Origin of the sequence: Spirillospora sp. NPDC048911 (assembly GCF_043198015.1) — a bacterium.
Classification (GTDB): Bacteria; Actinomycetota; Actinomycetes; order Streptosporangiales; family Streptosporangiaceae; genus Spirillospora.
The window spans coordinates 270,772-282,441 of the sequence record NZ_JBICUD010000003.1; the positions used below are offsets into that span (position 1 = coordinate 270,772).

Consider the following 11,670-nt stretch of genomic DNA (forward strand, 5'->3'; position numbering starts at 1 on the left):
AGCCGGGCCGGCGCTCGTGAGCACCGGCCCGGTGGTACTACGCGCGGGTGGGCGAGCCGCCTTGGACCAGCGTCAGCGACAGGTGGACGTACCGCTCCACCAGGTCGTCGACGCTCAGGCCACCGGACGGCCGGTACCACTGCGCGACGGCGTTGCACATGCCGAGGACGGCCCGCTGCGCCTCGTCGGGGTAGGGCGTGGTGAAGACGCCGCGCGCCACCCCGTCCTCGATGATCTCCCGCAGCAGCCGGGCCAGCGCGTCGCGCCGCTCGACGAAACCGTCGAGGCGGTCCGGCTCCAGATTGCGTATCTCGCGCAGCGCCAGCAGGCTGTCGACCTGGCGGCGGACGCGGTACTCGACCAGGGCGCGCACGAAGGCGCCCAGCCGCGCCGCCGGATCGTCCCCGGCGGCGCCCAGCGCGGTCTGGCAGCCGTGGAAGACGTCGGCGAGCGCGTCCTCCAGCAACGCGTGGAGCAGCTCCTGCTTGCCGTTGTAGTAGTAGTACAGGGCCGAGAGGCTCAGCCCCGCGCCCTTGGCGATGTCCCGGATCGACGCCCCGTGGTAGCCGCGCTCGGCGAAGATCTCGCGCGCCGCACCCATGATCGCGTTGAGCCCGTTGCCCCGGGTGACCGCCGCGGGCGGCTCCCGATCCGGCGCCGCATCGGTCGTGCCGCGTGTCGCCATAAACCCATCCTATGCCTGTCGAATGTCCGTGCCGTGCGGGGTTTCCGGCTGTCCGGCCTTCTATCCGGCCTTCAGCTGGTACCGCTTGGCGAGGTCGGAGACCTTGAAGTCCTCGACGAGCTTCATCCCGGCGTAGACGCCCTTGTCGGGGCGGTGGATCTGGCTCGCGCGCGAGGTCGGCTGCGCCGGGTCGGACAGGTTGAGGGACGGTCCCAGCCCCGGGATGCTGAAGTCGGTCACCTTGCCGCGGGCCGCGAGCACGCCCTTGCGCGTCAGGTCGCCGCAGGTGCCGCTGATGATCTTCGCGAACAGGTGGGTCGCCACGTAGGAGAGCACGACCGCGCCGCCCGACTCCGGCTGCGCCGCGCCGAACTTGGCCTTCCACTTGCCGGCGAGCTTCTTCACCTCGGGCCCGTCCGAGCCGAGCAGGCCGACGCCGGACACCCGGTAGTAATTCTTGAGCAGCGCGGGCGCGGCGGCCGTCGACAGCAGGCTGGTGGCGAACGAGGCGACGTTGCCCATGATCGGGACGTCCAGCCCGGCGGCCCGCGCGGCACCGGCCACCGCCGCGGTCTGCTTCGCCGTGGAGTCGAGCAGGATCGCCTTCGCCCCGGCCGCCTTCATCGCGTTCACCTGGCTGGTGAGGTCCGCGTCGGTCGGCTTGATCTGCTGGCTCGCCAGCTTCAGCCCCAGCTCCTTGGTGGCGAACCTGCTGCCCTTCTGGCTGTTCTCGCCGATCTCACCCTGGAGGTAGATGTGCCCGAGCGTGTCCCCGCGCTTCAGCATGCCCTCGCGCACCATCCAGTCGATGCTGTTGATCGCCTGGACGTCGTAGGTGGCGCCGATCTCCAGGAGATGCGGATCGCCGAGCAGGGTGGGCGAGAACGCCGTCAGGCCGACGAGCGCGCCGTTGGCGGAGATCTTGTCCCGCAGCGCCGAGGTGATCGCCGAGCCGTACACGTTGAGGAACCCGAGGACCTGCGGCGCGACCTCGTCGTAGGCGGTGACCGCCTTCTGCACGTCGTACCCGTGGTCGCGCGCGACCAGCTGGATCTTGCGGCCGCAGACGCCGCCGGCCGCGTTGATCTCGTCGACGGCGAACTGGCTGGCGGTGTTGCTGGTCTTGCCGGACGTGGCGAACGGGCCGGTCAGGTCCACCAGCATGCCGAGCTTGATGGTCGAGTCGGTGACACCGGGGGCGGCCTTCGACCCGGCGGACTTGGGCGAGCACGCGCTGACCGAGAGGGCGAGCGCGACGGCGGCCGCGGCGAGGACGCGTGGACGGGACACGATCATGTGGTTCTCCCTGCGTGGACGGAAGGGGCGGGGGTTCATCGGGCGGCGGGCCGGCGGCGGTCCGCGACGGCCCGCGCCATCGAGCGGAGCCCGCCGGGCCGGGTGAGCATGACGACCAGGACGAGCGCGCCGTACACGAACGTCGCGGCGAACGACGCCTGGAGCCCGTCCTGCCCGGGCGCGACGACGAGCGGCAGCGCGTCGGCGTACCGGGACAGCACGATCGGCAGCGCGATCACGAACGTCGCGCCGACGAGCGCGCCCGACGTCGAGCCGAGCCCGCCCAGAATGATCATGGCGAGGAAGTCGATGGACAGCTGCAGGTCGAAGTAGTCGGGGACGGCCCGCTGGAAGGCCAGCGCCGTCAGCACGCCGGCGGCGCCGGCGTACATCGAGGACAGGACGAACGCGCCCGCCTTGGCGCGCTGGACGCGGACGCCCATCGCGGCGGCGCCCACCTCGCTGTCGCGCATGAGACGGAACGCCCTGCCGGGCCGGCCGCGCAGCACGTTGCGGGCCACCAGCGTCGCGACGACGGTGACCGCCAGGAAGAGGTACCAGAGGCTCTCCACGGCCCCGAACGGAATGCCGAGCACGAGCCGGTCGGGGACGTCGGCGAACTCGAACCCGCCCAGCGCGAACGGCTCGACCGAACGGCCGTCGTAGCCGCCGGTCACCGACGGCAGGTTCAGCAGCAGGTGATGGCCGAGGAAGACCAGGCCCAGCGAGGCGATCCCGAGATAGATTCCGCGCAGGCGGCTGGCGACCGGGCTGAACAGCAGGCCGCACAGTCCGGCGAAGAGGATCGCGAGCACGGCCGCGACGACCGGGGGCAACCCCATGCCCTTCACCTGGCCGTGGTCTTCGCCGGAGAGGAACCCGTAGCCGTACGTGCCGACCGCGACGAAGAACGCGTGGCCGAGCGAGAGCTGCCCGGCCGCGCCGAACAGGATGGTCAGGCCGAGCGCCCCGACGGCCGCCGCCATGGCGAACAGCCCGATGCGCAGCCAGAACGCGTCCACGTACATCGGCAGGATCAGCGGTACGGCGATCCCCGCGAGCAGGGCGACGGCGACCAGGGCGCGGCGCGCCGGCGTCTGCCGCGGGGCGGGTTTGCCGGCCGGCGGCGCCTCGGCGGCGGTGGTGGTGCGGGCAGGTGCGATGGTGTCGTCAGACACGGCTGAACTCCTTCGACCCGAACAGTCCGGACGGTCGCCACAGCAGGACGACGATCATCACGAGATAGGCCACGACGTCGCCGACGCCGAGCCCGAGGAAGTCGAGCGAGCCCTGGTGGCCGTTCACCAGGACCTGGACGACCCCGACGATGAGCCCGCCCGCGATGGCCCCGCCGAGCGAGTCGAACCCGCCGATGATGGCCGCGGGGAACGCGGTGATCGCGACCGTCTCCAGGCTCACGCTGACGCCGGGGCTGGGGAACGAGGCCAGGCCGATGCCGGCGATGGTCGCCAGCAGCCCGGCCATCAGCCACGCGGTCGCCGACACCCGGCGGAGCCGGATCCCGACCAGCGCCGCGCCCTCGGCGTCGGCGATGGACGCGCGCATCGCCAGCCCCCAGCCGGTGAACGTGAGCAGGGCGGTGAGGCCGCCGATCAGCACCGGGACGGCCACCACCGTGATCACGACCGTGAGCGGGAGGGACAGCGGGCCGACGTCGACCACGTGGCCGTCCCATGGTGCGCCCAGCGGCAGCACCCGTTCCTCCAGGCGGCGGGTCAGCTCGGCGGTCAGCACGACGTTCAGGCCGATCGTGGCGAGCGCCATCGCGTGGTGGTCGTGCCGGTCGATGCGCGACGTCAGCAGCCGCTCGGTCGCCAGCCCGAGCGCTCCGGCGACGCCGAGCCCGAGCAGCGCCGCCGCGGCGAACCCGATCTTCGGCTGGGTGGCGGCGACCACGTAGACGCCGAGCAGCAGGAACGACGCGTGCGCGAAGTTGACCACCCGGGTGGCCTTGAAGACGATGACGAATCCCAGCGTGATGAGGGCGTACAGCAGGCCCAGGGACACGCCGTTGACGAGCAGTTCCAGCTGGCGGGTCATGATGAGGTCCTCTCTTCGGCCTCGTCGGGCGCGCCGAGGTAGGCGCTGACCACGGTCGGGTCGTTGCGCACCTCGTCGGGCGCCCCTTCGGCGACGACGCGGCCGAAGTCGAGCACGGTGATGCGGTCGGCGATCGACATGACCACGCCCATGTCGTGCTCCACGAAGACCACGGTGAGGTCGAGCGATTCGCGCGCCGCGAGGACGAGTTGCCCGAGCTCCCAGCTCTCCGTGGTGTTCAGGCCGGCGACGGGCTCGTCCAGGATGAGCATGCGCGGCTCCAGGCACAGCGCCCTGGCGAACTCCAGCCGCTTGAGGTCACCGAAGGGCAGCCCTCCGGCGGTGGTGTCGAGCCGGTGCGACAGGCCGACGAAGTCGGCGATCTCCCGGACCCGCGCCTCGTGGCGGCGCTGCTCGCGGCGGCCGAGCCACAGCGCGGTCGCGACCAGGCCGGCGCGGGTCAGCCTGTGCCGCCCGACCATCAGGTTGTCGAGCACCGACTCGCGCGGCGAGACGACGATGTTCTGGAAGGTCCGGCCGACCCCGAGCGCCGCGACCCGGTCCGGCCGCAGCCGCGTCACCTCGTGCTCGTCCACCAGGATGCGGCCGCCGGTGACGGGATAGATGCCGCAGAGCGTGTTGAGGAGCGACGACTTGCCGGCTCCGTTGGGGCCGATGACCGCGTGGATCGAGCCGGGCTCGACGGTGAACGCGACCTTGTCCAGGGCCAGCAGCCCGCTGAACGCCAGGGTCACCTCGTCCACCCGCAGGCGCGGGGCGCTCATCCGGCCCACCTCGCCAGCCGGCGCGCGGCGGGATTCCCGCGAACGCCCTCCCGGTGCTTCCCGTCCGGGCCTCCGGCCGCGTCACCCGCGTCGCCCGCGAGGTCCTCGCCCAGGTAGAGCCGGCGGACCTCGTCGCTGTGGGCCAGCTCGTCGGCCGGCCCGCTCAGCACGACCCGGCCCAGCTCCAGGACGTACGCCCGGTGCGCGACCGACAGCGCCATCGCCGCGTTCTGCTCCACCAGCAGCACGGGGACGCCCTCGCGGCTGATCTCGCGCACCGTCTCGCCGATCTGCTTCACCAGCAGCGGCGCCAGGCCGAGCGAGGGTTCGTCGAGCAGCAGCAGCTTCGGCTGGGACATCAGCGCGCGGGCGATGGCCAGCATCTGCTGCTCGCCGCCGGACAGCGTGCCCGCGCGCTGGCGGCGCCGCTCGGCCAGCCGGGGGAACATCTCGAACATCTGGCGACGGGTGCGCGTCCGCGCCTCGCGGGACTTGACGGTGATGGCGCCCGCGTCGAGGTTCTCGTCGACGGTGAGCGCGCCGAACACGTGCCGTCCCTCGGGGGCCTGCACCAGCCCGCCGGCCACGACGGCCGCCGGGTCGCTGCCGGCGATGTCCTCGCCGAGGAATCGGATCGAGCCCGCGGCGACCGACCCGCCGTGCAGCGGCAGCGTGCCCGAGACGGCCCGCATCAGGGAGGTCTTGCCCGCGCCGTTGGCGCCGAGCAGCGCCACGACGCCCGACTCGGCGACCTCCAGGCCGGCTCCGTGCAGTACCGGCTCCCGTGCGCCGTAACGGACGACGAGCCCTTCGATATCGAGCATCCGGCCTCCCTGCGTGCCGAGTCACTTATTGATCGTTCGTTAAGTAGGCGTAATGTAAGTGGCCGATGTGACGTACGTCAACGTTTTGGTGGTCCCATCTGACCTGGAGGTTCACTATGCGGATCGGCACGACCCTCGCCTACGGCGGCGGTTTCAAGGAGGCGGCGGCGGGTCTGCGCGACCTCGAGACGGCCGGCGTCGAGATCGCCTTCGTGGCCGAGGCCTACTCTTTCGACGCCGTGAGCCAGCTCGGCTACCTCGCGGCGGCCACCGACCGGATCCAGCTGGCGTCGGCGATCCTGCCGATCTACACGCGGACGCCGTCGCTCCTGGCGATGACCGCGGCCGGGCTGGACTACGTGTCGGACGGCCGGTTCACGCTCGGCCTCGGCGCGTCCGGCCCGCAGGTGGTCGAGGGCTTCCACGGCCTGCCCTACGACGCGCCGATCGGCCGGACGCGCGAGATCGTCGAGATCTGCCGCAGCGTGTGGCGGCGCGAGGAGGTCGTCTACGAAGGCAAGCACTACGAGCTGCCGCTGCCCGCCGACCGGGGCACGGGCCTGGGCAAGCCGCTGAAGCTCATCAACCACCCGGTGCGCGAGCGCGTCCCGATCATGCTGGCCGCGATCGGGCCCAAGAACGTCCAGCTCGCCGCGGAGGTGGCCGAGGGCTGGCTGCCGATCTTCGTCCACCCCGGCAAGCTGGACGAGATCTGGGGGCCGGCGCTCGCCGCCGGGCGGGCCCGGCGCGACCCGAGCCTCGGTCCGCTGGACATCGTCGTCACGATGAACCTGGCGATCGGGGACGACGTCGGCCACCTGCTCGACCGGGGCCGCAAGCAGCTCGCGCTCTACATCGGCGGGATGGGCGCCCGGGGCAAGAACTTCTACAACGGCCTGGCCCGCCGGTACGGATACGAACAGGAGGCCGAGCTCATCCAGGAGCTCTACCTGTCGGGCCGCAAGGAGGAAGCGGAGGCCACCGTGCCCGAGGACCTGCTGCGCGCGACGTCGCTCGTCGGGCCGAAGGAGTACGTGGCCGAGCGCGTCACGGAGCTCGCCGAGTGCGGGATCACCACGGTCAGCGTGAAGCCCCTCGCGGAGACCCACGCCGAGCGGATCGCCGCCATCGAGCAGCTCCGGAACCTCATGCCCTGACCGACTCCAGCGGGTCTCTCCTGCACCCGCGCGCCGGACCAGAACGCCCCGGCCCGAGGATTCGGGCCGGGGCGGGGGTGGGGTCCTGGAAGGGGCGGGGCCCGGAAATCAGCCGGTCGGGCCGGTCCAGCCGGCCGGCAGCTTCGCGACGCGCACGCGCTGCGGATGGTCGCCGACCGGGATGGAGGTGATCTTCTGCCCGGTGCCGAAGTCGATCGCGGTGACCTGGTCGGCGCCGCTCTCGGAGATGACGCAGGCCCGGCCGTCGCCGCTGACGGTGGCCCAGTAGGGCTTGCTCGCCGTGACCAGCGGCCCCTGCTGGAGGGTGGCGCGGTCGACCACCGTGGCGTAGTCGTCCATGGTCCCGGCGATGCACAGCTTGGTGCCCTGGGGGTTCATGGACATGCCGTGGTGGCGGGAGTCGTTGACGAAGGTGGTGCGGTCGTCGCTGGTGTTCGGGTTCTTCGGGAGCGCCTTCTCCCGGGTGATCTTGTCGGTGGCGATGTCGTACTCGAAGAACCCGTTGAAGAACGACACCTGGAAGTACAGCTTGGACTCGTCGGGCGTGAACACGGCGGGCCGGACGGCGTCGGAGAAGTCGGTGCGGCCGAACGCGTCCAGCCGCTGCCGCATGTCGATGACCTTGACCTGCTTGAACGTGGCCGCGTCGGCGACGGTGATCTTTCGGTCGCCCTTGAGGAAGTCCTGCCAGGGCGCGTCGAAGTCGTTGTTGACCTCGCCGATCGACATGTTCCAGATGTACTTGCCGTCGCGGGTGAACACGTTCTCGTGCGGCTTGTCACCGGTCTTGAACGAGCCCACCTGCTGGCCGGTCCGGATGTCGAGCACGTGGACGGTGTTGCCGGTGGACGCCGACACCGCCACCCGCGAGCCGTCGGGCGAGACGGCCATGTGGTCCGAGCGGTAGCCCGACACGGGGAAGCGCCACCTGAGCCGTCCGGTGGCCGTGTCGATCGAGGCCACGTCGGCGAAGCTCGGCCGCGAGACGACGATCGCCGAGCCGTCGGGCGTGGAGTACAGGTCGTCGGTGAACTGGTCGTGCCCCTCACCGACGGTCTGCCGGATGCCGAGGAAGTAGGCCAGCCGGATCGGGTTGAGGTAGATCTCGCGGAGCCGGTCGTCCTTGTCGGGGATCAGGTTGATGCGGCCGATCTTGGCGAAGTCGCCCCGGGCCTTGATGACGTCGGCGGTGCCTTCCCAGTTGTTGCCGACCAGCATCACCTCCTGCAGGGCGGCGGCCGCGCTCGCGGTCGCGGGGGCCGCCGTCGCGGCGGCGGGGTTCGCGGAGACGACGGCACCGGCGGCCATGACGGCCGCCGCGGCGCCCGCCGGCGACGATCTGCGCCGGCGTGCCTTGACCGAGGAGAGCATGTGGTGTTCCTCCAGAGACGGGGGGTGGGGAGGAACGCGGATCGGGACCCGCGTCCGTGCGCGCCTCGCCAAGTCTGAATATCGCCATATTCAGACTTGGTTACTGGATAGTAGGCAGCGGTGACGCCCGCCACAAGACCCGATCGGGGAAAATCAAGGTGAGGCGGAGGGAGAGTGCGCGTGGCGGGACGGATCACGCCGGCGGCGGGCCGGTACGGCGGCCGGACGGCCGGCGAGCGGCAGGCCGAACGCCGCGGCCGCTTCCAGGAGGCCGGCCTCGATCTCTTCGGCGCCGGGCCCGGCTACCGGGCCACGAAGATCACCGACATCTGCAAGGCCGCCGGGCTGTCCACGCGCCAGTTCTACGAGGAGTACCACACCCTCGAAGACCTGCTGGCCGAGCTGCACCTCTACGTCAACGACACCGCCGAGCAGTCCGTCCTCGCCGTGCTCCCCGAGCTGCCGGGGCTCGCCCCCCTCGACCGCTACACCCGGCTGTTCCGGGCGTACGCGGCCGGCGCCACCGCCGACCCCCGGCACACCCGCATCGCCTTCGTCGAGATCATCGGCGTCAGCCCGCGGCTGGACCGCCAGCGCCTGGACCGGCGCGCCCGCTGGATCGAGTTCCTCAGCGAGCAGGCCCGGGAGGCCGCCGAGCGCGGCGAGATCCCGCCCCGCGACTACCGCGTCACGGCGGCCGCGTTCATCGGGGCCATCAACGGCCTCATGCACGACTGGGCCGTCGGCTGGGTCGACGCCACCCTCGACCAGATCATCGACGAGCTCCTGCAGATCCTGCTCGACCGCCTGCACATCTCCGCTCCCCCGCCCGCCTGACTGCCAGGATGATCGTTCCGGATACGACACCGAGGAGGACCGTATGGACGCCGATGTGATCATCGTCGGGGCGGGGCTGGCCGGGCTGGTGGCCGCCCACGAGCTCACCTCGCGCGGCCGCACGGTCGCGCTCGTCGACCAGGAGAACGCCGCCAACCTCGGCGGTCAGGCGTACTGGTCGTTCGGCGGCCTCTTCCTGGTCGGCACGCCCGAGCAGCGCCGCCTGCGCGTCAAGGACTCCTTCGAGCTGGCCTGGAACGACTGGCAGGGCAGCGCGGGATTCGACCGCCTGGACGACGAGGACTCCTGGGCGGTGCGCTGGGCCCGTGCCTACGTCGAGTTCGCCGCGGGCGAGAAACGTTCCTGGCTCACCGGTCACGGCATCTCGTTCACGCCCATGGTCGGGTGGGCCGAACGGGGCGCCCTGCGCGCGGACGGTCACGGCAACTCGGTACCGCGTTTCCACGTGGCCTGGGGCACGGGCACCGGCGTGGTCGCCCCATTCGTCAAGAGCGCCCAGAGTGCGGCCGATGCCGGGCTTCTGACGTTCCACCACCGCCATCGGGTCGACGACCTCGTCCTCGGCGACGGCACGGTCACCGGCGTGCGCGGCACCGTCCTCGCCCCCGACGACGCGCCCCGCGGCGCCCCGTCCAACCGCGACGCCGTCGGCGAGTTCACCCTCTCCGCCCAGGCAGTGATCATCACGTCCGGCGGCATCGGCGGTGACCACGACATCGTCCGCCGCCACTGGCCCGAACGGCTGGGCACCGCACCCGCGAGCATGGTCACCGGCGTCCCCGCCTACGTCGACGGCCGCATGCTCGACATCAGCGCGCAAGCGGGCGTCCGCCTGGTCAACCGCGATCGGATGTGGCACTACACCGAGGGCGTGCGGAACTGGGACCCGATCTGGCCCGGCCACGGCATCCGCATCCTGCCCGGCCCGTCCTCGATGTGGTTCGACGCCCTCGGGCGGCGGCTCCCCGACCCGTGCCTGCCCGGCTACGACACCCTCGCCACGCTGAAGTACCTGCGGACGACCCCCGAGATCGCCGAGTACGACCATTCCTGGTTCATCCTCACCCAGCGGATCATCGAGAAGGAGTTCGCCCTCTCCGGCTCCGAGCAGAATCCCGACCTCACCAGCGGCGACCGCAAGGCCGTCCTCCGCGAGCGGGTCCTCGGCAAGGGCGCGCCCGCCCCGGTCGAGGCGTTCAAGCGGCACGGCGCCGACTTCGTCGTCGACGCCAGCCTGGACCGGCTCGTCGACAAGATGAACGCGCTCACCGACAAGCCCCTTCTCGACGCGGGGTCCCTCCGCCGCCAGATCCAGGCCCGCGACCTGCAGGCCGACAACCCGTTCAGCAAGGACGTCCAGATCCAGGGAATCCGCAACGCACGCCGCTACCTGGGCGACCGCCTCAGCCGTGCCGTCGCCCCGCACCACATCCTCGACCGCGCCGCCGGTCCCCTGATCGGCGTCAAGCTCCACATCCTGACGCGCAAGACCCTCGGCGGCATCCAGACCGACCTGGACTCCCGCGCCCTGAACCTTGAGGGCCGACCCATCGAGGGCCTCTACGCCGCGGGCGAGGTCGCGGGCTTCGGCGGTGGCGGCGTCCACGGCTACAACGCCCTCGAAGGCACCTTCCTCGGCGGCTGCCTCTTCTCCGGCCGCGCCGCCGGAAAGGCCGCCGCCCAGCAGATCATTTAGAGCCTTCTCCGTGTGTAGACAGCGCCTCCCCATCTATTAGGCTGGCGCGACCCCACGGTTCCATCTCTGGAGGCCCACACCATGGCCGCTTCGTCCGACGAGTCACCGGGCATCGACGACAAGACCTCCGGGGTCCGCGAGGTCAAGTCGGCGGCGCGGACGCTGGAGCTCCTGGAGCTGCTCGCCTCCCGGCAGAACCGCCCGGCCCGCCTCCGCGAGCTCACCGAGGCGCTGGACGTGCCGCGCAGCAGTCTCTACGCCCTCCTGCGCACGCTCTGCAAGCACGGCTGGGTGCGCACCGACGCCTCCGGAACGATGTACGGGATCGGCATCCGCGCGCTCCTCGTCGGCACCAGCTACCTCGACACCGATCCGCATCTGCGGATCGTGAAGCCGGTCCTGGACGAGCTGGGCGAGAAGCTCGACGAGACCTTCCACTTCGGGCGGCTCGACGGCTACGACGTGGTCTATCTGGCCACCCGCGAGTCGGGCCAGTACCTGCGTCCCTACAGCAGGGTCGGGCGCAGGATGCCCGCGTACTGCACCGCGCTGGGCAAGGCCCTGCTCGCCGAACGCGACGGCGACGAGCTCGACCCGCACGTCCCCGATGAGCTGACCGCGTCGACCCCGCACACCCTCACCGACCGAAGGGCACTGGCGGCCGACCTGGAGCGGACCCGGCAGCGCGGCCACGCCATCGACGTCGAGGAGAACAGCCTCGGCCTGCACTGCTTCGGTTTCGCGCTGCGCTACGCGCCCGAGGGCCGGCCGCCCAGGGACGCGATCAGCTGCTCGGTGCCGCTGGCACGCCTCACCCCGGACCGGGGCAACGAGATCGTGACGGCGATGCGGGAGGCCCGCGAGCGGATCGAGCACGCCGCCCCGCCCTTCACCGAGGACTCCTGGGAGATGTGAC

Annotated in this window: 11 protein-coding genes; 4 read left to right on the forward strand and 7 right to left on the reverse strand. The window is 71.5% G+C overall.

The features are described from left to right. Nucleotides 1-37 precede the first annotated feature (37 nt). Genes ACGFNU_RS15410 through ACGFNU_RS15435 form a run of 6 tightly spaced genes read right to left on the reverse strand, consistent with a single transcriptional unit; the run spans nucleotide 38 to nucleotide 5,651 of the window. On the reverse strand, nucleotides 38-685 hold the full coding sequence (locus ACGFNU_RS15410) for a TetR/AcrR family transcriptional regulator (RefSeq protein ID WP_392593940.1): 648 nt from the start codon (nucleotides 683-685) through the stop codon (nucleotides 38-40). A 60-nt stretch (nucleotides 686-745) separates the two neighbouring features. Further along, nucleotides 746-1,981 carry an ABC transporter substrate-binding protein gene (locus tag ACGFNU_RS15415; protein ID WP_392593942.1) on the reverse strand — a complete coding sequence of 412 codons (1,236 nt, stop codon included), beginning with the start codon at nucleotides 1,979-1,981 and terminating at the stop codon, nucleotides 746-748. 35 nt (nucleotides 1,982-2,016) lie between these two features. Further along, nucleotides 2,017-3,159, reverse strand: a complete 1,143-nt coding sequence (locus ACGFNU_RS15420) for a branched-chain amino acid ABC transporter permease (RefSeq protein WP_392593944.1) — start codon at nucleotides 3,157-3,159, stop codon at nucleotides 2,017-2,019. Further along, nucleotides 3,152-4,042, reverse strand: a complete 891-nt coding sequence (locus ACGFNU_RS15425) for a branched-chain amino acid ABC transporter permease (RefSeq protein ID WP_392593946.1) — start codon at nucleotides 4,040-4,042, stop codon at nucleotides 3,152-3,154. The genes ACGFNU_RS15420 and ACGFNU_RS15425 overlap by 8 nt, the downstream gene beginning before the upstream one ends. After that, nucleotides 4,039-4,827, reverse strand: a complete 789-nt coding sequence (locus tag ACGFNU_RS15430) for an ABC transporter ATP-binding protein (RefSeq protein ID WP_392593947.1) — start codon at nucleotides 4,825-4,827, stop codon at nucleotides 4,039-4,041. The genes ACGFNU_RS15425 and ACGFNU_RS15430 overlap by 4 nt, the downstream gene beginning before the upstream one ends. After that, a complete protein-coding gene (locus tag ACGFNU_RS15435; RefSeq protein ID WP_392593949.1) occupies nucleotides 4,824-5,651 on the reverse strand; it encodes an ABC transporter ATP-binding protein in 828 nt (275 codons plus the stop codon). Before ACGFNU_RS15435 ends, ACGFNU_RS15430 begins: the two co-directional genes overlap by 4 nt. A 116-nt stretch (nucleotides 5,652-5,767) precedes the next feature. Here ACGFNU_RS15435 and ACGFNU_RS15440 point away from each other — a divergent pair, with 116 nt between their 5' ends. Next, nucleotides 5,768-6,808, forward strand: a complete 1,041-nt coding sequence (locus ACGFNU_RS15440) for an LLM class F420-dependent oxidoreductase (RefSeq protein WP_392593950.1) — start codon at nucleotides 5,768-5,770, stop codon at nucleotides 6,806-6,808. A gap of 108 nt (nucleotides 6,809-6,916) precedes the next feature. On the opposite strand, the gene ACGFNU_RS15445 is transcribed toward ACGFNU_RS15440, so the two are convergent. Beyond that, entirely contained in the window at nucleotides 6,917-8,200 is a 1,284-nt protein-coding gene (locus ACGFNU_RS15445; RefSeq protein ID WP_392593952.1) for a YncE family protein, read from the reverse strand. A gap of 180 nt (nucleotides 8,201-8,380) precedes the next feature. Here ACGFNU_RS15445 and ACGFNU_RS15450 point away from each other — a divergent pair, with 180 nt between their 5' ends. The 3 genes from ACGFNU_RS15450 to ACGFNU_RS15460 all read left to right on the forward strand — a co-directional run bounded on the left by ACGFNU_RS15450 (nucleotide 8,381) and on the right by ACGFNU_RS15460 (nucleotide 11,669). Next, nucleotides 8,381-9,037 (forward strand): TetR/AcrR family transcriptional regulator, encoded by a 657-nt coding sequence (locus ACGFNU_RS15450; protein ID WP_392593954.1) that lies wholly within the window; start codon nucleotides 8,381-8,383, stop codon nucleotides 9,035-9,037. Between the two features lie 43 nt (nucleotides 9,038-9,080). Beyond that, nucleotides 9,081-10,754, forward strand: a complete 1,674-nt coding sequence (locus ACGFNU_RS15455) for an FAD-binding dehydrogenase (protein ID WP_392593956.1) — start codon at nucleotides 9,081-9,083, stop codon at nucleotides 10,752-10,754. 81 nt (nucleotides 10,755-10,835) lie between these two features. Beyond that, nucleotides 10,836-11,669 (forward strand): IclR family transcriptional regulator, encoded by an 834-nt coding sequence (locus ACGFNU_RS15460; protein WP_392593958.1) that lies wholly within the window; start codon nucleotides 10,836-10,838, stop codon nucleotides 11,667-11,669. The last annotated feature ends 1 nt before the right edge of the window (nucleotide 11,670 follow it).